Origin of the sequence: Candidatus Pelagibacter sp. (assembly GCF_052049995.1) — a bacterium.
Classification (GTDB): Bacteria; Pseudomonadota; Alphaproteobacteria; order Pelagibacterales; family Pelagibacteraceae; genus Pelagibacter.
Genome location: NZ_JBNGYX010000002.1, coordinates 71825 through 92540, shown reverse-complemented (window position 1 = coordinate 92540; position 20716 = coordinate 71825). Strand labels below are relative to the sequence as shown.

20 protein-coding genes are annotated in these 20716 nt (G+C 30.5%); 10 read left to right on the top strand and 10 right to left on the bottom strand.

The window, feature by feature from the left end; translation table 11 throughout:
- The first annotated feature begins 1 nt into the window (after position 1).
- The 10 genes from sucD to atpC all read left to right on the top strand — a co-directional run bounded on the left by sucD (position 2) and on the right by atpC (position 13408).
- Complete coding sequence (gene sucD, locus ACTT9Y_RS02755) at positions 2 to 877, top strand: succinate--CoA ligase subunit alpha (protein ID WP_440932903.1); 876 nt, start codon at positions 2 to 4, stop codon at positions 875 to 877.
- A gap of 35 nt (positions 878 to 912) precedes the next feature.
- Positions 913 to 3831, top strand: coding sequence for a 2-oxoglutarate dehydrogenase E1 component (locus ACTT9Y_RS02750; protein WP_440932902.1), 2919 nt, complete (start codon positions 913 to 915; stop codon positions 3829 to 3831).
- A 5-nt stretch (positions 3832 to 3836) separates the two neighbouring features.
- Entirely contained in the window at positions 3837 to 5135 is a 1299-nt protein-coding gene (gene odhB, locus ACTT9Y_RS02745) for a 2-oxoglutarate dehydrogenase complex dihydrolipoyllysine-residue succinyltransferase (RefSeq protein ID WP_440932901.1), read from the top strand.
- Entirely contained in the window at positions 5136 to 6536 is a 1401-nt protein-coding gene (gene lpdA, locus ACTT9Y_RS02740) for a dihydrolipoyl dehydrogenase (protein ID WP_440932900.1), read from the top strand.
- Positions 6537 to 6558: 22 nt separating this feature from the next.
- Entirely contained in the window at positions 6559 to 8514 is a 1956-nt protein-coding gene (priA, locus tag ACTT9Y_RS02735; RefSeq protein ID WP_440932899.1) for a replication restart helicase PriA, read from the top strand.
- A gap of 108 nt (positions 8515 to 8622) precedes the next feature.
- Positions 8623 to 9180 (top strand): ATP synthase F1 subunit delta, encoded by a 558-nt coding sequence (gene atpH / locus ACTT9Y_RS02730; protein ID WP_440932898.1) that lies wholly within the window; start codon positions 8623 to 8625, stop codon positions 9178 to 9180.
- Entirely contained in the window at positions 9181 to 10716 is a 1536-nt protein-coding gene (gene atpA, locus ACTT9Y_RS02725) for a F0F1 ATP synthase subunit alpha (protein ID WP_440932897.1), read from the top strand.
- 6 nt (positions 10717 to 10722) lie between these two features.
- Positions 10723 to 11595 carry a F0F1 ATP synthase subunit gamma gene (locus tag ACTT9Y_RS02720; protein ID WP_440932896.1) on the top strand — a complete coding sequence of 291 codons (873 nt, stop codon included), beginning with the start codon at positions 10723 to 10725 and terminating at the stop codon, positions 11593 to 11595.
- Between the two features lie 2 nt (positions 11596 to 11597).
- Positions 11598 to 13016 carry a F0F1 ATP synthase subunit beta gene (atpD, locus tag ACTT9Y_RS02715; RefSeq protein ID WP_023854661.1) on the top strand — a complete coding sequence of 473 codons (1419 nt, stop codon included), beginning with the start codon at positions 11598 to 11600 and terminating at the stop codon, positions 13014 to 13016.
- Positions 13016 to 13408 (top strand): ATP synthase F1 subunit epsilon, encoded by a 393-nt coding sequence (gene atpC, locus ACTT9Y_RS02710; protein WP_440932895.1) that lies wholly within the window; start codon positions 13016 to 13018, stop codon positions 13406 to 13408. The genes atpD and atpC overlap by 1 nt, the downstream gene beginning before the upstream one ends.
- On the opposite strand, the gene ACTT9Y_RS02705 is transcribed toward atpC, so the two are convergent.
- From ACTT9Y_RS02705 to gloB, 10 genes are all read right to left on the bottom strand, one after another.
- The gene (locus ACTT9Y_RS02705) at positions 13400 to 13873 is read right to left on the bottom strand and encodes an RNA pyrophosphohydrolase (RefSeq protein WP_075502547.1); all 474 of its coding nucleotides are present in this window, start codon (positions 13871 to 13873) and stop codon (positions 13400 to 13402) included. The genes atpC and ACTT9Y_RS02705 overlap by 9 nt on opposite strands.
- A gap of 1 nt (position 13874) precedes the next feature.
- The gene (locus ACTT9Y_RS02700; RefSeq protein ID WP_440932894.1) at positions 13875 to 15014 is read right to left on the bottom strand and encodes a S41 family peptidase; all 1140 of its coding nucleotides are present in this window, start codon (positions 15012 to 15014) and stop codon (positions 13875 to 13877) included.
- Entirely contained in the window at positions 15011 to 15361 is a 351-nt protein-coding gene (gene rsfS / locus ACTT9Y_RS02695) for a ribosome silencing factor (RefSeq protein ID WP_440932893.1), read from the bottom strand. The genes ACTT9Y_RS02700 and rsfS overlap by 4 nt, the downstream gene beginning before the upstream one ends.
- A gap of 17 nt (positions 15362 to 15378) precedes the next feature.
- Positions 15379 to 15906, bottom strand: a complete 528-nt coding sequence (gene nadD, locus ACTT9Y_RS02690; protein ID WP_440932985.1) for a nicotinate (nicotinamide) nucleotide adenylyltransferase — start codon at positions 15904 to 15906, stop codon at positions 15379 to 15381.
- Positions 15902 to 17152, bottom strand: coding sequence for a glutamate-5-semialdehyde dehydrogenase (locus ACTT9Y_RS02685; RefSeq protein WP_440932892.1), 1251 nt, complete (start codon positions 17150 to 17152; stop codon positions 15902 to 15904). Before ACTT9Y_RS02685 ends, nadD begins: the two co-directional genes overlap by 5 nt.
- Positions 17153 to 18259: a glutamate 5-kinase gene (gene proB, locus ACTT9Y_RS02680; RefSeq protein ID WP_440932891.1), complete on the bottom strand. Its 1107-nt coding sequence runs from the start codon at positions 18257 to 18259 to the stop codon at positions 17153 to 17155.
- On the bottom strand, positions 18249 to 19232 hold the full coding sequence (cgtA, locus tag ACTT9Y_RS02675; protein WP_440932890.1) for an Obg family GTPase CgtA: 984 nt from the start codon (positions 19230 to 19232) through the stop codon (positions 18249 to 18251). Before cgtA ends, proB begins: the two co-directional genes overlap by 11 nt.
- A gap of 31 nt (positions 19233 to 19263) precedes the next feature.
- Positions 19264 to 19518 (bottom strand): 50S ribosomal protein L27, encoded by a 255-nt coding sequence (rpmA, locus tag ACTT9Y_RS02670; RefSeq protein WP_023854670.1) that lies wholly within the window; start codon positions 19516 to 19518, stop codon positions 19264 to 19266.
- Positions 19519 to 19532: 14 nt separating this feature from the next.
- On the bottom strand, positions 19533 to 19931 hold the full coding sequence (gene rplU, locus ACTT9Y_RS02665) for a 50S ribosomal protein L21 (protein WP_440932889.1): 399 nt from the start codon (positions 19929 to 19931) through the stop codon (positions 19533 to 19535).
- A 64-nt stretch (positions 19932 to 19995) separates the two neighbouring features.
- Complete coding sequence (gloB, locus tag ACTT9Y_RS02660) at positions 19996 to 20715, bottom strand: hydroxyacylglutathione hydrolase (RefSeq protein WP_440932888.1); 720 nt, start codon at positions 20713 to 20715, stop codon at positions 19996 to 19998.
- Position 20716 lies beyond the last annotated feature (1 nt).

Genomic DNA, 20716 nt, shown 5'->3' with positions numbered 1-20716 from the left:
AATGTCAGTTTTGGTAAATAAAAACACTAAAGTAATTTGTCAGGGATTTACTGGCTCACACGGAACATTTCATTCAGAGCAAGCTATAAAATATGGAACCAATCTTGTTGGTGGAGTTACGCCAAAGAAAGGTGGGCAAAAACATTTAGACAGACCAGTTTTTAATAGCGTTTTAGAGGCAAAAAATGAAGTAGGAGCAGATGCAACAATGATTTATGTACCTGCTAAATTTGCTGCAGCAGCAATAATTGAAGCTATTGATGCATCAATTGAACTTATTGTTTGTATAACAGAGGGAATTCCAATTCAGGATATGCTTAAGGTAAGACAAAAATTAACTGGCTCTAATAGCAGATTAATTGGACCTAATTGTCCAGGAATAATCACACCAGATGAATGTAAAATTGGGATTATGCCAGGAAGTATTCACAGAAGAGGAAGTGTTGGAATTGTATCAAGGTCAGGAACATTGACATATGAAGCAGTAGCACAAACTACTGAAAATGGACTTGGTCAATCAACTTGTATTGGTATTGGTGGTGATCCTATTAATGGAACAAATTTTATAGATTGTTTAGATTTATTTTTAAATGATGATGAAACAGAATCTATTTTAATGATAGGTGAAATTGGTGGAACAGCTGAAGAAGAAGCGGCTGAATTTATAAAAAATCATAAGATTAAAAAACCAATAGTTGGATTTATTGCTGGAATTACTGCTCCTCCAGGAAGGAGAATGGGGCATGCTGGTGCCATTATATCAGGCGGCAAGGGTGGAGCTGAAGATAAAATAAAAAAAATGGAAGAATGTGGTATTACAGTTGCCAAATCACCGTCAATTATTGGAAAAACTTTATTTGATAAACTGTCTAATTGAAAAAAAAATATTAGAGGGATATATTCAATAAAAAGATGTCTTCATCAAAAAATCTTGATTTCGAAAAAACTTCATTTTTAAATAAATCTAATAGTGCGTTTATAGAAGAAATGTACTTAAAGTTTATTAATAAAGATGCTGATCTTCCAGAAAGTTGGGCAAATTATTTTGAGGGAATTGGTGAAGAATTAAATGTTATAGCAAAAGAAATTAATGGTCCATCATGGGGACCCACTAAAAAAAAGATTGATATTGATGAATTACAAAAAAAAATTGAAGAGCAAGATCAAAATGATTTTGATAATGTCAAATTAGATACTTCAGAAAAATTTAATTTTCAATTACTTGCTGACTCAAATAAAGATTCTATTAGTGCTGTAGCATTAATTAGAGCATATAGACTAAGAGGACACTTATTAGCGGATCTTGATCCTTTAGAAATGAGAGAGTCAGAATATTTAGATGAGCTTCATCCAGATTTTTACGGTTTTAAAAAAGAAAATTATGATAAGAAAATTTTTCTAAACGGGGTAATCAATCGCAAATATGCAAACATAAGAGAAATACTTAAGTTTATGAAGAAAACCTACTGTGGAAAAATAGGTTATGAGTTCATGCACATTTCAAATCCAGATGAAAGAAAGTGGTTTAGAGACAGGATAGAGCAAGATAAAAATGCACTTCAATTTACAAAAAATGGTAAAGAGGCAATTTTAAATAAATTAGTACAGGCAGAAGGATTTGAAAAATTTTTAGCTACAAAGTATGTGGGAACAAAAAGATTTGGCTTAGATGGTGGTGAAAGTTTAATACCTGCTCTTGAACAAATAATCAAAATTGGTGGTCAAAATAATATAAAGGAAGTTAAAATTGGTATGTCTCATAGAGGTAGACTTAACGTTTTGGCAAATGTTTTACAAAAATCTTATAAAAAAATTTTTAATGAGTTTGCAGGTGAATTTAGTAACGATACTGAAGATAGTGCTGGAGATGTAAAATACCATCTTGGAGCATCATCAGATAGAGAATTTGATGGAAACTCAGTTCATGTCAGTTTAACAGATAACCCTTCTCATTTAGAAGCTGTTAATCCAGTTGTTTTAGGTCAAACAAGAGCCAAACAATTTTTTCACAAAGACCGTGAAAGAAATAAAGTTATACCAATTCTCATTCATGGGGATGCAGCCTTTGCTGGTCAAGGAGTTGTAGCAGAATGTTTTGCAATGTCTGGACTTCCAGGACACAACACTGGAGGAACAATTCATATTATTGTTAATAACCAGATAGGATTTACTACAAGTCCAAGATTTGCTAGGTCTTCACCTTATCCATCAGATGTTGCAAAAATGGTAGAGGCACCAATTCTTCATGTTAATGGTGATGATCCTGAAGCAGTTGTTTATGCAACTAGAATAGCAACTGAATTTCGATTAAAATTTAATAGAGACGTTGTAGTAGATTTAATTTGTTATAGAAGATTTGGACATAATGAGGGAGATGAGCCTTCATTTACTCAACCTTTAATGTATAAAAAAATTAGATCACACCCTAGTGTTTACAAAATTTATGGAAATAAATTAGTAAACGAAAAATCTATAACTGAAGAATTATTAAATAAAAATGTTAAATCATTTAAAGATTTACTTGATGAACAATATAAAAGTGCAAAAGATTATAAACCTAAAATAGAATGGTTTGAGGGAACATGGTCAAGATATAAACCTGAAAGAGGTAAAGATAAGAGGGGAATAACAGGTTTTGATGAAAATAAATTAAAAATAATCTCAGGTAAAATAAATAGTATTCCTGAGGAAAAAAATATTCACAAGACTATCTCTAAAATATTTAATGCCAGAAAAGAAAGTATCGAAAAAGGTACTGGAATTGATTGGTCTTCAGCTGAATCTTTAGCTTTTGGATCTTTGTTAGAAGAGGGATATCCAGTTAGACTTGTAGGACAAGACTCTGGAAGAGGAACATTCAGTCAACGACATTCTGTTTTAAGAAATCAAATAGACAATTCTAGGTACATTCCACTTAATAATATTTCTAAAAATCAAAAGCAATTTGAAGTAGTAGATAGTTTTTTATCTGAACTTGCGGTTTTAGGTTTTGAATATGGTTATAGTTTAGTAGAGCCAAACACACTTACTCTTTGGGAGGCTCAATTTGGTGACTTTGCTAATGGAGCTCAAGTAGTAATTGATCAATTTATTGCATCTGGTGAGAGAAAATGGAATAGAGCATCTGGTATAGTAATGTTGTTACCACACGGATATGAAGGGCAAGGACCAGAACATTCTTCAGCAAGATTAGAAAGATTTTTACAACTATGCTCAAACGATAATATGCAAGTAATGAACTGTACAACCCCAGCAAATTATTTTCATGCTTTAAGAAGACAAATGCATAGGAGTTTCAGAAAGCCACTAATTATAATGACACCAAAATCACTGTTAAGAAATAAGTATAGTGTTTCAAATTTAGAAGATTTTAACAAAAAAAATACTTTCCATAGAGTATTGTGGGATCATGCTATAGATCCTAAGTCTAAAGGATTTATTAAACTAAAAGAAAGTTCTAAAATAAGAAAAGTAATTCTTTGTTCTGGAAAAGTATATTTTGATTTGTTAGACGCCAGAGAAAAGCTTAAAAGAGATGATGTAGTGATGTATAGAGTTGAACAATTGTATCCATTTCCAGCAAAAGCTTTGGTTAAGGAGTTAAAACCGTACTCTCAAAATGCTGAATTCTTTTGGTGTCAAGAAGAACCAAAAAATATGGGTGCTTGGTTTTCAGTTAGAGATTATATCCAATGGACATTAGACACTTTAAAGGCTAATAATAATAAAATTTCTTATATAGGAAGAAGCCCAGACGCAACTCCTGCAACAGGATATGCCAAAAGGCATAATTCTCAACAACAAGAAATAATTAACAAGGTATTTGATTAATTTTAATGAGTGAAAAAATAGTAGTACCAGTTCTTGGTGAAAGTATAACAGAAGCGACTGTTGCAAAATGGTTAAAAAACGCAGGTGATACAGTCGAAGCAGATGAGCCAATTGTAGAACTTGAGACAGACAAAGTAAACTTAGAAGTGCCATCTCCAATTTCTGGTGTGTTAACTGAGATAAATTCACAAGATGGATCAGTCGTTGAAGTAGGAGCATTACTAGGTTCTGTATCAGCAGAAGGTGGAGTGGTTAAATCTGCGCCAAAAACCCAAAAAGAAGTCAAGCAAAAAGAAATAGCTCCTGCAGAGAGTAATGTAATAAAACTAGATGCAAATAAAAAAGAACCAAAAGTATTTGAAGAAAAAGATATAGAAAAACCCAAAGAGAAACCATTAGTTTTAACTGAGGAATTTAAACCAGATGTTGCTTCAAAAAGAAATGTTAATCCAACCTTATCTCCAGCAGTGAGAAAAATAGTAACTGAAAATAATATCGATATTAATTCAATTCAAGGTTCAGGAAAAGATGGGAGAGTTTTAAAAGGAGATTTAATAAGTTTGATGGGTGCAAATCCAAAACCATCTGAAAGAAAAATTCAATATGGTGAGGAAGAGCGAATTAAGATGACTAGGTTGAGACAAACTATTGCAAAAAGATTAAAGCAAGCTCAAGAGAATGCTGCTCTTTTAACAACATTTAACGAGGTTGATATGAGCAGTGTGATGGAAATGAGGAAAGAAAATCAAGAGGATTTCCAATCTCGTTATGGGATAAAATTAGGATTTATGTCTTTCTTTGTAAAAGCATGTGTAGTTGCTTTAAAAAATTTCCCTGCGGTGAATGCTGAAATAGAAGGAGATGAGATTATATATAAAAACTTTTACAATATTAGCTTTGCTGTCGGAACAGATAAGGGTTTGGTTGTTCCAGTTTTGAGAAATGCAGATGAATTATCCTTTGCAGATATTGAAAAAAATATTAAAGAAATTTCAGAAAAAGCGCGAGATGGAAAGCTAACGATTGAAGATCTTCAGGGAGGAACATTTACAATAAGTAATGGAGGTGTTTATGGGTCTATGCTTTCAACCCCAATACTAAATTTACCTCAATCTGGAGTGTTGGGCATGCATAATATAGTCGAAAGACCTGTTGTTGTAGACGGTGAAATCAAAATAAGACCAATTATGTATTTAGCATTATCATATGATCACAGAATTATTGATGGAAAAGAATCTGTATCTTTCCTAAAAATGATTAAAGAAAACTTAGAAGACCCTAGAAGGTTGTTTTTAGATATTTAAATGTCAGAAAAATTTCAAGCTGTAGTTATTGGAGGTGGACCGGGTGGTTACGTGTGTGCAATCAGACTTGCTCAATTAGGATTAAAAACTGCATGTATAGAGTCTAGAGGGTCTTTGGGAGGTACTTGTTTAAATGTTGGTTGCATCCCGTCAAAAAGCTTACTTAATCTGTCTGAAGAATTTCATAAAGTAAAAAGTTTAGCAAACAAAGGTATTGAAGTTGGTGAAGTTAAATTAAATTTAGACAAAATGATGAAAAGCAAAGATAAAGCTGTAACCGTTCTTACAAAAGGTGTTGAGTTTCTTTTGAAAAAAAACAAAGTTACTTATTTTAAAGGACACGGAAGTTTTAAATCTAAAAATGAAATTTTAATAAGGGATGATAAAAATAAAGAAACCATCATCCAAACAGAAAAAGCAGTTATTGCAACAGGATCAGTTCCAGTTTCATTACCAGGAATAGAGATAGATGAGAAAACAATTGTCTCATCAACAGGTGCTTTAAAGTTAGAAAAGGTACCCAAGAAAATGGTCGTAGTAGGAGGAGGCTATATAGGATTGGAGATGGGATCTGTATGGTCAAGACTTGGAGCAGAGGTGCAAGTTGTTGAATTTTTAGATCATATTACACCTGGAATGGATAAAGAAATCTCTTCAGAATTTATGAAAATTTTAAAAAAACAGGGAATGAAATTTAATATGCAAAATAAAGTTGAATCAATTAAAAAAAATGCTGCTGGTGCAGTAGTTTCAACAGTAGATAAAGATGGAAATAAAAATAATTTTGAGTGTGATGTTGTTTTGATTTCTGTTGGCAGAAAACCTAATACAGATGGTTTGAATTTAGAGTCTGTGGGAGTAGATCTTGATGAGAGAAATAGAATTAAAACTGATAAAATTTTTAAGACTAACGTTGAAAATATTTATGCAATAGGTGATGTAATTGTTGGTCCAATGCTTGCACATAAAGCGGAGGACGAAGGTATAGCAGTTGCAGAAAACATAGTCGGTCAATCTGGACATGTAAATTACGATACAATCCCAGGAGTAATTTATACAACACCAGAAGTAGCATCAATCGGTAAAACCGAGGAACAATTAAAAGAATTAAATAAAAAATATAAAGTAGGTAAATTTTCGTTTATGGCTAATTCAAGAGCTAAGGCTATAGATGATGCAGAAGGTTTTGTTAAAATTTTAGCTGATGAGCAAACAGATAAAGTATTAGGTGCACATATAATTGGACCTCATGCAGGAGAATTAATTGCAGAGATCGGTGTTGCTATGGAATTTGGTGCAAGTGCAGAAGATATCGCCCGAACGTGTCATGCTCATCCAACTTTTTCTGAAGCAGTTAAAGAAGCTGCTTTATCAGTAGATAAAAGAGCAATACACTCTTAATTTTTTTTCATATTATAAAAATATGAAATATCCGATTCTTGTACCAAATATTTTTAATCATCCATTTACTTATGAAAGTAATTTTGCTCTAAAAGTTGGCGATTATGTAATGGTACCTTTTGGAAAATCAAAAATTACTGGAGTTGTTTGGGACGAATTTGAAAAAAATAATAATAAAAATTTTAAGACTAAAAAGGTAATCAAGAAATTAGATGTTACTCCATTAAAAAAAAATACAATTAATTTTTTAAATTGGTTTGCAGAATATAACCTTATCCCAAAGGGTATGGCATTAAAGTTAGTACTCTTAAGTAGTGATGCGGTAGAGAACAAAAAAACTCAACTTTATCAAATATTTGATAGCAAAATTAAACAAAACTTAATCAAGCTATCTAGTGATCAAAATAAATCTCTAAAAAAAATGAATGTTTCAAATAAAAAATTTAGAGTTCATGTTTTACAAGGTACAACTGGATCAGGAAAAACTTTAGTTTATTTTGAAGCGTTAAAACCACTGATAGAGAGGGGTTTTCAAGGATTAATTTTATTGCCAGAAATAGGTCTAACTAGTCAGTTTGAACAAAAATTTTTAGAATATTTTGGTTTTAAACCTGCAGTTTGGCATTCAGGTATTTCAAAAAAAAAGAAAGAATTAATTTGGAGTGGAGTTTCTAATGGCAAAATAAAAATAATTATTGGTGCAAGATCTTCACTATTTTTACCTTTTAAAAAATTAGGAATGATAATTGTTGATGAGGAACATGATCAATCATTTAAACAAGATGAAGGTATAACCTACAATGCTCGCGATATGGCAATTTCTAGAGCATCTTTTGAAAATATTCCAATCAATTTGATTACTGCTGTTCCCTCCATTGAAACTTTTGAAAATATTAAAAAAGGTAAATACGAAGTTTCTAGATTAAATGAAAGGTACCAAAACGCAGCATTACCTAATTATGAAATTATTAATTTAAACAATACCAAAATTGAAAAACAATCATGGCTATCAAATAAAATTATTGAAAAAGTAAATTCACATTTGGAAAAAAAAGATCAAGTTTTGTTTTTTTTAAATAGAAGAGGTTTTTCTCCGAATGCTTTATGTAATAAATGTTTTACAAGTTTTTCATGTCCAAATTGTAGTATCAATTTAGTTTATCATAAAAATAAAAATAATTTATTATGTCATTATTGTGGATATAAATCTGATCTTAATAGGAATTGTACAAAAGAAGGTAATTGTGAATTTATTTTTAGTGGTCCTGGTGTTGAGAGAATTTCAGAAGAGGTAAAAAGAAAATTTCCTGGAAAAAAAATAGAGATTTTTTCAAGTGACACAATGAATAAAAAAGATTCTAAAGAAAAAATAGATAAAATTATTAATAATGAAACGCATATTATAGTTGGAACTCAATTAATTTCGAAAGGTTTTCATTTTCCAAGTTTAAATTGCATTGTAGTCGTTGATATTGATCTTTCATCTCAAGGACATGATTTAAGAGGTGCAGAAAAAAATTTGCAGCTTTATCATCAACTTTCAGGACGCGCAGGAAGAACTGGAAAACCAGCAACCGTTTATTTTCAAACTTATGAAAATAATACTAAGATGATTTCAGAAATTACAAGTAAAAATCCAGATATTTTTTTAGAAAGAGAACTGCAGATAAGAAAAAAAAATAAACTACCTCCATTTCAAAGGTTTATTTCTTTAATCTTAACAGGAGACAATGAAATTAAATTAGAAAAAGAAGCTATTAATTTTAAAAATTTTATTGAAAACAAAATAGAAGGAAAAATACTAGGTCCAGTGAATGCCCCATTATTTAGATTAAAAAGAAAATTTAGAATAAGATTTTTGATAAGAGGCTTAAAATCTATGAAACTACAAAGCTCTCTTGCAAAAATTATTCCAAAATATAAATTTTCTTCTGGAATAAAACTTTCAGTTGATGTTGATCCAATTAACTTCAATTAACCTAGAAAAAGACGCCTTTTTTACGAATCCGCTACTTGAAGACATAAGGGTCATATGCTATTTAGGGCGTGATTTTTAAATAATCTTCAACATTATAGAGGAACCAAGTTGAGTAAAGACACCGGATTTTCAATAACTTCAGCTGAAAGGTATTCTCTTGCTCTTTTTGAACTTTCAGAGGAAAACAATCTTTTAAGTCAGATCGAAGATCAGTCTTCATCTATTCTTAATTTAATTGATCAAAGTGAAGATTTTTCTAATTTGATTAAAGATCCAACTACAAGCCAAGAAGATTTACAAAAAGTAATCAATACAATCTCTGAAAATAATAAATTTGAATCTTTATTTAAAAATTTTTTAAGTTTCTTAATTCAAAAAAGACGTTTCTTTTTTATTGAGCGTATACTTAAAAGCTTTATTGAAATTTGTTCAAGAAAAAGAGGTGAACTTAAGGCAGAATTAAAATCAGCAAAAGAATTATCTAATGAAGAAATTGCAAAAATTACAGAAGAGTTAACAAAAAATTTTAGCTCAAAAATAAAATTAAACTACAAACATGACGAAAGTTTAATAGGAGGTTTGGTAGTACAAGTAGGAAGTACTATGGTTGATACCTCAATTAAAAATAAATTACAACAAATCGAAAATAGAATGATAGAGGCATAAATGGAAATAAATCCTTCAGAAGTTACAAAAATATTAAAAGAACAAATTAAAAATTTTGGAGATAAAGCAGAAGTCACAGAAGTTGGTCAAGTTTTATCAGTTGGAGACGGTATTGCTAGGATTTATGGTTTGGATAATGTTCAAGCTGGTGAAATGGTAGAGTTTGCAGATGGTTCAAAAGGTATGGCTCTAAACTTAGAAAGTGAAAATGTTGGTGTCGTAATTTTTGGTGATGACAGAAATGTTAAAGAAGGGGATGTAGTAAAAAGAACTGGTAATATTGTTGATACTCCAGTTGGAAAAGAATTATTAGGAAGAGTAGTGGATGGTTTAGGAAATCCTATCGATGGAAAAGGACCATTGGATAAAGGAATTAAAAAAAGTAGGGTTGAAGTAAAAGCTCCAGGTATTATTCCACGACAATCAGTAAGTGAACCAATGCAAACTGGTCTTAAATCAATTGATAGTCTTGTTCCGATTGGAAGAGGGCAAAGGGAATTAATTATCGGTGATAGACAAACTGGTAAAACAGCAGTTGCAGTAGATGCAATTATTAATCAAAAAAAAATCAATGAGTCTGGTGATGAAAAACAAAAACTGTATTGTATATACGTTGCAGTTGGACAAAAAAGATCAACAGTAAGACAAATTCAAAAAACATTAGAAGAAGCTGGAGCTATGGAGTACACAACAATCGTTGCTGCTACTGCATCTGACTCTGCTCCTTTACAATTCTTAGCACCATACACAGGTTGTGCTATGGGTGAGTATTTTAGAGATAATGGAATGCATGCGTTAATAATTTATGATGATTTGTCTAAACAAGCAGTTGCTTATAGACAAATGTCATTGCTATTAAGAAGACCGCCCGGACGTGAGGCATATCCTGGAGATGTATTTTATCTTCATAGCAGATTACTTGAAAGAGCAGCTAAATTAAGTGATGAACATGGTGGTGGGTCGCTTACAGCACTGCCAATTATTGAAACACAAGGTGGAGACGTATCCGCGTTCATTCCAACTAACGTTATTTCAATTACAGACGGACAAATTTTCCTTGAAACAGAACTATTTAACCAAGGTATAAGACCTGCAATTAACGTAGGTTTATCAGTATCTAGGGTTGGTTCATCAGCTCAAACAAAAGCGATGAAAAAAGTTTCTGGTTCAATGAAATTAGAGCTAGCACAATACAGAGAAATGGCAGCTTTTGCTCAATTTGGATCTGATTTAGATGCATCTACCCAGCAACTTTTGAATAGAGGCTCTAAGTTAACTGAACTTTTAAAACAAAAACAATATTCACCCATGACTGTTGCAGAACAAGTTATTTCAGTATTTTGTGGAGTAAAAGGTTATCTTGATGACATTGATTTAAAAGATGTTGCTGAATTTGAGACCAAGATTATTGAAAAATGTAAATCAGATAAGCCTGAAATTATCGAGTCAATTCTAAGTTCAGGAAAACTTGAGGAAGATAAAGAAAAATTACTTGTTGAGGTAATCACTCAATTAAAAGGAAATTTTAAATCTTAATAATTTATGGCAAGTTTAGACGACCTAAAAAAAAGAATAGCTAGTGTAAAGTCTACACAGAAAATTACTAAAGCTATGAAAATGGTTGCAGCAGCTAAATTAAGAAGAGCTCAAGAAAGTGCTGAGAAGGGAAGGCCTTATTCTGAAAAAATGAATAATGTTATTTTAAATTTATCAAATGGTATATCTGATAAAGAAAATGCACCAAAGTTATTGTCAGGTACTGGTCAAGAAAAAACTCATCTTTGTGTGGTGATGACTTCTGATAGAGGTTTATGTGGTGGATTTAATTCTAATATTATTAAAAAAGCTAAAAGTTATTTTGCAAAAATTTTAGATGAAGGTAAAGAACTTAAAATTATTATAGTAGGCTCAAAGGGAAATGATCAACTAAAAAGAGTTTATGGTGATAAAATAATTGAAAATATTTCTTTCAAAGAGTCTAAAAATGCAAATTATTTTGATGCTGACAAAGTCGGGAAAATGGTAATTGAAAAATTCGAAGCAGGTGAATTTGATGTTTGTACAATTTTTTATAACCAATTTAAAAATGTAATTACTCAAATTCCTCAAGCACAGCAAATTATCCCATTAAATAATGAGGGAGAAGAAAGTAGCTCAGAAGAAAGTTACGAATTTGAACCAGATGAAGATGAAATTTTAAGCAATTTATTGCCAAAGAATATTTCTACGCAAATATTTAAGGCTATGTTAGAGAATTCAGCTAGCGAACAAGGGTCTAGAATGAGTGCAATGGATAATGCAACCCGAAACGCAGGTGAAATGGTTGACAAACTTACTATTGAATATAATAGAAGTCGTCAGGCAGCAATTACAAAAGAACTAATAGAAATCATATCAGGAGCAGAAAGTTTATAATTATGAGCAAAGGAATAATCACACAAGTTATTGGAGCGGTAGTAGACGTGAAATTTGATGGTGAACTACCAGAAATTTTAACAGCATTGGAATGTAAAAATGGTGATAACAGACTAGTTTTAGAGGTAGCACAACACTTAGGTGAAACTACTGTTAGAACAATTGCTATGGATGCCACTGAAGGACTAAAAAGAGGTGATGAAGTTACCAACACAAATGCTCCTATTCAAGTTCCTGTTGGGCCTGAAACTCTTGGAAGAATTATAAATGTAATTGGGGAACCAATTGATGAAAGAGGCGAAGTTAAGACTAAAGAAAGTTGGCCAATTCATAGAGCTGCACCTGAATTTAATGACCAATCAACAGAAACTGAAATACTTGTAACAGGTATTAAAGTTATTGATTTGCTTGCACCTTATGCAAAAGGTGGAAAGATTGGATTATTTGGTGGAGCAGGAGTAGGAAAAACAGTTTTAATTATGGAATTAATTAATAACGTTGCAAAAGCTCATGGTGGTTTTTCAGTTTTCGCGGGAGTTGGAGAGAGAACTAGAGAAGGAAATGACCTTTATCATGAAATGATTGAGTCTGGAGTAATAAAAAAAGAAGGAGCCGGTTCAAAAGCGGCTCTAGTTTATGGACAGATGAATGAACCCCCTGGAGCAAGAGCAAGAGTTGCACTTACAGGTTTGACTGTAGCTGAATACTTCAGGGACCAGGAAGGTCAGGACGTACTTTTCTTCGTAGATAATATTTTTAGATTTACTCAAGCAGGATCAGAGGTTTCAGCTTTGTTAGGAAGAATTCCATCTGCTGTTGGATATCAACCGACATTAGCTACTGACATGGGTAACCTACAAGAAAGAATTACTACTACAAACAAAGGTTCAATTACATCTGTACAAGCAATTTATGTACCTGCTGATGATTTAACTGACCCTGCTCCAGCGACATCATTTGCTCACTTAGATGCAACGACTGTACTTTCAAGACAAATTGCTGAAATTGGTATTTATCCAGCAGTAGATCCACTTGATTCTACATCAAGAATTTTAGATCCAAGAATTGTTGGAGATGAGCATTATAGAGTAGCAAGAGATGTTCAAAGAATTCTACAATCATATAAATCACTACAAGATATTATAGCTATTCTTGGTATGGATGAGTTATCCGAAGAAGATAAATTAGTTGTAGCAAGAGCTAGAAAAATCCAGAGATTTTTATCTCAACCATTCTTTGTTGCAGAAGTATTTACTGGTTCTCCAGGAAAACTTGTTGATCTTGACTCAACTATCAAAGGTTTTGATGCAATCTGTAAAGGTGAGTACGATCACTTACCTGAAGCTGCTTTTTATATGGTTGGGACAATTGAAGAAGCTATAGAAAAAGCTAAGAAAATGGAACAAGAAGCTGCTGCTTAATGAGCGAAGAGTTTAAAGTAGAAATTGTAAATCCTGAAAAATCTTTTTTAGTGAAAGATGATGTTTCAGAAGTTGTTGTTCCTGCTTTTGAAGGAGAGATGGGAATATTGAAGGATCATATTTCTATTATTTCCTTTTTGAAACCTGGGATAATTAAGATTTTATCAAAATCAGGTGATGAAAATTACTATGTTGAAGATGGAATTGTTGAGTTCAAAAATAACAATTTATCAATTTTAACAAGTACAATTTTTAATCTTGCTGATATGAATAAATCAAAGCAACAAGATTTACTTAAACAGGCAGAAGAAGAGGCTAATAAAACTGATATTAACGATCAATCTAAATATTTAGCAGATCAAAAAGTTGAAGTTTTAAAAACTCTAAATTAGTTTTTTTACTTTTTCTTTAAGTTCTTTGTAAACATGATGTTTAAAATCAACCACAACATCAGTAATTAAATCTAAGTCAATCCACTTCCAATCTAAAAATTCTGGATTAGATGTATTTATATTTATTTCATTATCATTTCCAATAAATCGCATTAAAAACCATTTTTGCTTCTGACCTTTGTATTTACCTTTCCAAATAATACCTAGTAATCTATCAGGTAAATCATAGGTTAATGTACCATCTAATTCTTTTATAAGTTCTACACTTTTGATACTTGTTTCTTCCTCTAGTTCTCTAAATGCAGCTTTTAAATTATCCTCTCCCTCATCAACACCACCCTGAGGCATTTGCCAAAAATTTTTAGGATTATCTATTCTTTTTGCAACGAATACTTTATTTTGTTTATTCAGTAACACAATTCCGACCCCACTTCTCAGTGGTAAATCTTTAAAATTTTTATTCATATTATCCGTTAAGTAACTTAATAGCGTAGTTTAATTGATTATCAGTATCAGTTTTTATTCTAAAATCATCACCTTCTTCATTTACTTCTATATCTGGTCTAACACCTACTTCAGAAATAGATTTTCCAGAAGGAAGATAATATTTTGCGACAGTTAATCTGATAGCTCCACGATTTTTTAAAGGAATAATTGATTGGACTGAACCCTTTCCATAACTATTTTCGCCTATTATGACTGCTCTTTTGTGATCCTTTAAAGCCCCAGCAACAATTTCAGATGCAGAAGCTGAACCATAATTAATTAGAACTAATAATGTTTTTCCATCAATAATATCTCCTTTTTTGGCAAACCATTTTCTATTTTCAAATTTTTTTCTGCTTTTTGTTGAAACTATCTCCCCATTTTCTAGAAAAAAATCTGAGATTTTTATTGCTTGAGTTAAAAGACCCCCAGGATTATTTCTTAAATCTAAAATAAACGATTTTATATTTTTATTTTTTTTAAGCTTTTTAATTTGTTTTTCTATTTGATCACTACTGTTATCGTTAAATGAAGTAAGCCTAATGTATCCAATATTTTCATCCATAATTTCTGATTTTACAGATTGAACCTGGATAACTTCTCTTATGATATTAAATGTTAAAGCTTTTTTTTCGCCTCTCCTTCTTACTGTTAATTCAATTCCAGAGCCAACAGGTCCTCTCATTAAATCAACAGCTTCACTTAATGATTTTCCTTGAACCTGAACATTATTTATTTTGACAATGTAATCACCAGCTTTTAATCCAGCTCTGGATGCAGGTGTATCATCTATTGGTGAAATTACTTTCACCACACCAGCTTCCATACTGACCTCAATTCCTAATCCACCAAACTCACCGCTGGTTTCTGTTTGCATTTCATCGAAAATTTTAGGAGACATGTAGGATGAATAAGGATCTAAAGATTGTAAAAGACCATTAATTGCAGAGTCCATACTTTCAGATTGATTGAATTCATCAACATATTCTTTATTAATTTTTTCTAGAACCTCACCAAAAAGATCAATTTTTTTATAAATATCAATTTCAGCTGAAGTAACTGTTTTAGTTAAGAAAAAAATAGAGAAAAAAATTAACAATAAAATTTTAATTTTTTTCATATCATCACTTTTTCTTTTGGAATTAACTCTGACCAAATTTTTTCTAATTCATAAAATTTTCTTTTTTCTGGATGAAAAATATGAACAATCAAATCAATACCATCAACAAGTTTCCATTCAGTACTTTCTTTACCTTCAATTTTAGAGTCTTTTACACCATTATTTTTTAGTTTTTCTAAAACTTGTTCTGATAAAGATTGGATATGTCTAGATGAAGTTCCACTTGCAATGATCATGTAATCAGCCATAGAACTTTTGTCTTTGAGATCAATAGTTACAATGTCTTGAGCTTTATTGAGATCTAATGTGCTGATTACAATTTCTTTTAAATCTGAAATTTTGTCCATTAATTGTTTTTAGATTATCAAATTTTTCTTAATTGAGAAGATGAAATGTTGACTTTATTAAACTCAATAAACTCTAGATTGGCCTTACTGAGTTGTTTAAATGTCTTTGATTTTAAAGAATTTTTTTTATACCCATGTCTGTCAAAAACTAGAATATTACATTTTTTTGAAATTAATTTAGATTTATGCCATTTATGAAAATTAATTAGGTTATCGGCACCCATTAAAAAAAAAATTTCAATGCTTTTATTTTTTTTTAAATGATTGATTAAATTTATAGTTTTATTTGATTTAATAATTTTTTCATAAAATTTAACCTTAATAAATGAATTTGCCCCAATTATTTTTTTACAATATTTAATTCTTTGAGCAATTGAGGTTTTGCTCTCCTTTTTAAATGGATTTTTTTTTGTAATTGCCCAAATAACTTTTTTGAGTTTGAATCTTTTCTTTGCTTCTTTTGAAATTGCTAAGTGTCCTTTATGAGCAGGATCAAATGATCCACCTAATACACCAATTTTTATTTTTATGTTATTCAATTTAATTTCTTATTCTACCATTACTAGTGATTTCATATTTATATGAAATCAATTGATTTAAACCTACAGGACCTCTTGGTGGTAGAGTATTAGTAGAAATTCCAACTTCTCCGCCAAATCCAAATTCACCACCATCAGCAAATTGAGTCGAGGTATTATGCATTGCAATTGAGCTTTTAACATTTTTTAAGAAATATTTTGCTGTCTTTTTATTTTTTGTAATGATTGAGTCCGTGTGCATAGTTCCATATTTGTTAATATGCTTAATTGCCTCTTCAGAATTTTTAACAATTTTAACAGACACAATTGATGCTAAATATTCAGTTGACCAATCTTTTTCTTTTGCAGGATACACTTGACCTTTGTAATAATTCTTCAAAATCTTATCTCCAATTATTTTACAACCACTATTTTCAAGTTCCTGCAAAATAGGATCACTAAATTTTTTGACTATATTTTTATGAATAAGAATAGTTTCAGTTGCACCACATATACTTGTATTTCTTAATTTAGCGTTATGGACAACTTCTTTCGCCATTTTTAATTCTGCATCTTTATCTATATAAGTATGACAAAGCCCCTCTAAGTGCCCAATTATAGGTACTTTGGATAATTCTAAAACTTTTTTAACCAAATTTTTTCCACCACGAGGTATGATGACATCGATATATTTTTTCATCTTAGAAAGCATAATATCTACAAGCCTCCTTTGTTTTGAATCGATAAACTGTATAAAGTTTTCATCAACTTTATTTTTTTTAAGTGCTTTTCTAAACAACTTAGCTAAAGCTTTATTTGAATTTATGGCCTCAGAGCCTCCTTTCAAAATCACTACATTTCCAGATTTAAAACAAAGACTAGCAACATCTGAAGTTACATTTGGTCTACTTTCATAAATAACTCCAATAACTCCAATTGGTATTGAAACTCTTTTAATATTCAAACCATTTGGTCTTTTCCATTTGTCTAAAGTTTTGTCTATAGGATCCCTTAATTTAGCTATTTTTAAAATAGAATTTATAATTCCATCTAATTTATTTTCATTTAAATGAAGTCTTTTGATTAAGTTTTCTTTTAAACCTTTTTTTCTTGCGTAATAAATATCTTTTGAATTTTGATTAATAATAAATTTTTTTTCATTCTTAATTAATTTCGCGTAATCATTTAAGACTTTATTTTTTACTTCAGTTGTAACTTTATACTCACTAGCTTTTCGAGCCTTTATTCCAATTAAATTCATATATTTCACCATTTAAATTTCTACCATATCATCTTTATGAATAACTTCTGATTTCGCAACATAGCCTAATAATTTTTCAATTTCATTAGAGTGATGACCCATAATTTTATTCACCTCATCAGAAGTAAAAGAACTTAATCCTCTAGCACATTCGTTATTTTTTTTATCCAATATTTTAATATGATCACCTTTGTTAAATCTTCCCGAAACTTTTTTAATTCCTGCTGCTAACAAACTTTTTCCAGATTTTAATGCTTTTTTAGCACCATCATCAATTATTAAAGCTCCTTTAGGTGCCACAGAACTTATTATCCATTTTTTTCTAGCATCTAACTTTGAAATTTTTGGACTAAACCAGGTGCAGTTATTTTTTTCAATTATTTTTGAGATAGGATTTGAATAAAGTCCATTTGCAATAACCATACTAGTACCAGCAAGCTGACATATTTTTGCTGCTTCAATTTTTGTATGCATACCACCACTTCCATATTCATTTATGCCTTTAATATAAATTTTTTTTAGATCTTTTTTTAGGTCATCAATTTTTTTTATAAGTTTAGCATCCTTAAAAATTTTAGGATTTTTTGTATACAAACCATGAACGTCAGATAATAAAATTAAGGTATCAGCGTTTGTAATTTGTGCAACCCTAGATGCCAGTCTATCATTATCTCCATATTTTATTTCACTCGTTGCAATAGTGTCATTTTCATTTACTATTGGAATAAAACCAAGTTCAAAAAGATTATCAAAAGTTCGTTTTGCATTGAGAGATCTTCTTCTTTCCTCAGTATCTTCCAATGTAAGCAAAATCTGAGAAATATTTAATTTATACTTTGAGAAAGTTTGTGAAAATAAATTCATCAACTCTATTTGACCAATAGACGCAATAGCTTGACTCTTATCTAATTTGATATTTTTTTTGTTATAATTCATTTTCTTGCAACCCAAAGCTATAGCACCAGAGCTAACAATAACTACTTTTTGATTTTTATCTCTTAATTTTTTAATATCTTTTGCAAAACTAGATAACCATTGTTTCCTAATTTTTTTATTTTGATCAACTAGGAGAGATGATCCAATTTTGACAACAATTATTTTAGAATTTTTAAGATACATAAGACAAAAGCTTTGCTTTAATTTTTGATACAGATTTTTTTTCAAGAGTTGTCATTGTCATAATCTCACAATTTTTACCCTTTGAAAAATGATCTATAACTTCATTTACTGTTTCTTCATCAATCAAATCAACTTTATTAAGCACAATTAGTTCTTTTTTTTCTAATAACTTTGCACTGTAGCTTTTTAATTCATTTTTCACCTGATTATAAGACTCATTTAGATCTAAGTTGGTGACATCAATTAAGTGCAGTAAAGACTTACATCTCTCTATATGTTTTAAAAATTGTATCCCTAGACCTATACCTTCGTGAGCACCTTCAACTAATCCTGGAATATCTGCAATGGTAATTTCTTTATCATCGTAAGAAGCCACGCCAAGGTTTGGATTAATAGTTGTAAATTTGTAATTTGCAATTTTTGGACTTGCGTTTGTTAATGCTGCTAACAAACTTGATTTTCCCGCATTCGGCAATCCAATAATACCGATATCAGCAATTGTTTTTAATTGAAGCCATATTGTAAATTCTTCTCCGATAGTGCCTTTAGTAAATTTTCTTGGAGCTCTATTTGTAGAACTTTTAAATCTTGTGTTTCCCAAACCTCCTTTTCCACCAGCAGCTGCAACATATTCTTCACCTTTTTTATTAAAATCAAAAAGAAGAGTTTTGTTATCTTCTTCAAATACCTGTGTACCTAGAGGAACTTTTAAAATTAAATCTTCACCACTTTTTCCCGTTCGGTTTTGACCAGAACCATTTTCTCCACGTTGGGCTTTGTGGTGTTGTTGATATCGATAATCAATAAGGGTATTTAAATTTTCCTCTGACTTCAAAATAATTGATCCACCTTTTCCACCGTCCCCACCATCTGGTCCGCCAAACTCAACATATTTCTCTCTTCTAAAACTTGGAGATCCGTCTCCACCGTTTCCAGCTTTAATATAAATTTTAACTTGATCGAGAAATTTCATAATACAACATCTATTTTAATTGGTTGTACTATTAATTGGGCTTTACAGAAACAAAAGTTCTATCTGATTTAGATTTTTTGAAAACAACTTTCCCTTTAACAACTGAAAATATTGAATGATCTTTACCCATACCAACATTTTCACCTGGAAAAATCTTAGTTCCTCTTTGTCTTACAATTATGTTTCCAGGAATTACTGTTTCACCACCATACTTTTTTACACCAAGTCTTCTACCGGCACTATCTCGTCCGTTTCGTGATGATCCACCTGCTTTTTTTGTTGCCATAATTTACCTAATAACTATTTGCTTACTGCTTCCTTAACTTCTTCTTTTTTTGAAGTTTTAGAAATTTTTTCAGCTTCTGATAACACTTTACCATCTTTTGAAAAAATTTTGTTAATTCTTATCATAGAATATTGTTGTCTATGCCCATTTTTTCTTCTTGAATTTTGTCTTCTTCTTTTTTTAAAAATTAAAATAGTTCTATTTTTACTATTTTTAATTAAATTAGCTTCTACTTTTGCACCCTTAACATTTGGATTTCCAATTTCAATTGATTTGTCATCACCGTATGCCAAAATTTCATTAAACTCTATCATAGTCTCAGGTTTAGAATCTGGTAGTTTTTCAATCTTTAGAATTTCACCAGATTTTACTTTGTACTGTTTTCCACCTGTTTTTATTACTGCGTATGACATAGTATGATTTAATTTAAAGTTATCGCAATATAGTTGTAGTCAGCCTTTAGTCAAGCCGAATTAATTAGAAATTATCCTTAAAATCTCTTAATTTTGAAAAGGTTTTTACATCTTTTGCTCTTAAAAATATATTACAATCCAATTCCTCTTTTAAAGTTGAGGGTATGGTGGGGATTCCATTTTCTCTTAATTTTTCTATTTTTTCTATTTTTTTTTGTAAATCTTTGTTCTCAGAATCATATTTTTTACAAAATTTTGCATTGTTAAGAGTGTATTCATGACCACAATAAATTTTTGTCTCTTTTGGTAATAATTTAATTTTGTTCAAAGACTCAAACATTTCTTCATAAGAGCCTTCAAATATTCTTCCACAGCCAAGTGAGAAAAGTGTATCTCCAGTAAAAACTAATTTTTCTTTAAAAAAATTAAAACAAATATGGCCTGATGTGTGTCCAGGTATATGCATAATTTTAGCTTCAAAGTTTTCAGCTTTCCATATTTGATTGTCTTCTAACAATATGTCTATTCCAGGTATTCTTTTTGAGTCTCCTTTAAAACCCACAACAATTGAACCATATTTTTTTTTTAATTCTTCATTTCCTCCAATATGATCATAATGATGATGAGTATTAAGAATATATTTTAATTTTATATTTTTGTTTTTTAGGAAATTTATTATCGGTTCAGACTCACTGGGATCCACAACACACGCAAAATTGTTACTTTCGTCTATAATTAAATAGCTATAGTTGTCTTGAAGACAAGGTATAATTTCAATACGCATT

What these genes read in the sequence shown, in the direction of transcription:
- atpD (WP_023854661.1), top strand. Translation starts at nt 11,598, where the DNA reads ATGAGCAAAGGAATAATCACACAAGTTATTGGAGCGGTAGTAGACGTG.
- gloB (WP_440932888.1), bottom strand. Translation starts at nt 20,715, where the DNA reads ATGCGTATTGAAATTATACCTTGTCTTCAAGACAACTATAGCTATTTA.
- ACTT9Y_RS02700 (WP_440932894.1), bottom strand. Translation starts at nt 15,014, where the DNA reads ATGAAAAAAATTAAAATTTTATTGTTAATTTTTTTCTCTATTTTTTTC.
- ACTT9Y_RS02705 (WP_075502547.1), bottom strand. Translation starts at nt 13,873, where the DNA reads ATGAATAAAAATTTTAAAGATTTACCACTGAGAAGTGGGGTCGGAATT.
- lpdA (WP_440932900.1), top strand. Translation starts at nt 5,136, where the DNA reads ATGTCAGAAAAATTTCAAGCTGTAGTTATTGGAGGTGGACCGGGTGGT.
- ACTT9Y_RS02750 (WP_440932902.1), top strand. Translation starts at nt 913, where the DNA reads ATGTCTTCATCAAAAAATCTTGATTTCGAAAAAACTTCATTTTTAAAT.
- rplU (WP_440932889.1), bottom strand. Translation starts at nt 19,931, where the DNA reads ATGTCATACGCAGTAATAAAAACAGGTGGAAAACAGTACAAAGTAAAA.
- ACTT9Y_RS02685 (WP_440932892.1), bottom strand. Translation starts at nt 17,152, where the DNA reads ATGGTGAAATATATGAATTTAATTGGAATAAAGGCTCGAAAAGCTAGT.
- odhB (WP_440932901.1), top strand. Translation starts at nt 3,837, where the DNA reads ATGAGTGAAAAAATAGTAGTACCAGTTCTTGGTGAAAGTATAACAGAA.
- priA (WP_440932899.1), top strand. Translation starts at nt 6,559, where the DNA reads ATGAAATATCCGATTCTTGTACCAAATATTTTTAATCATCCATTTACT.
- rsfS (WP_440932893.1), bottom strand. Translation starts at nt 15,361, where the DNA reads ATGGACAAAATTTCAGATTTAAAAGAAATTGTAATCAGCACATTAGAT.
- atpA (WP_440932897.1), top strand. Translation starts at nt 9,181, where the DNA reads ATGGAAATAAATCCTTCAGAAGTTACAAAAATATTAAAAGAACAAATT.
- ACTT9Y_RS02720 (WP_440932896.1), top strand. Translation starts at nt 10,723, where the DNA reads ATGGCAAGTTTAGACGACCTAAAAAAAAGAATAGCTAGTGTAAAGTCT.
- proB (WP_440932891.1), bottom strand. Translation starts at nt 18,259, where the DNA reads ATGTATCTTAAAAATTCTAAAATAATTGTTGTCAAAATTGGATCATCT.
- cgtA (WP_440932890.1), bottom strand. Translation starts at nt 19,232, where the DNA reads ATGAAATTTCTCGATCAAGTTAAAATTTATATTAAAGCTGGAAACGGT.
- sucD (WP_440932903.1), top strand. Translation starts at nt 2, where the DNA reads ATGTCAGTTTTGGTAAATAAAAACACTAAAGTAATTTGTCAGGGATTT.
- atpC (WP_440932895.1), top strand. Translation starts at nt 13,016, where the DNA reads ATGAGCGAAGAGTTTAAAGTAGAAATTGTAAATCCTGAAAAATCTTTT.
- rpmA (WP_023854670.1), bottom strand. Translation starts at nt 19,518, where the DNA reads ATGGCAACAAAAAAAGCAGGTGGATCATCACGAAACGGACGAGATAGT.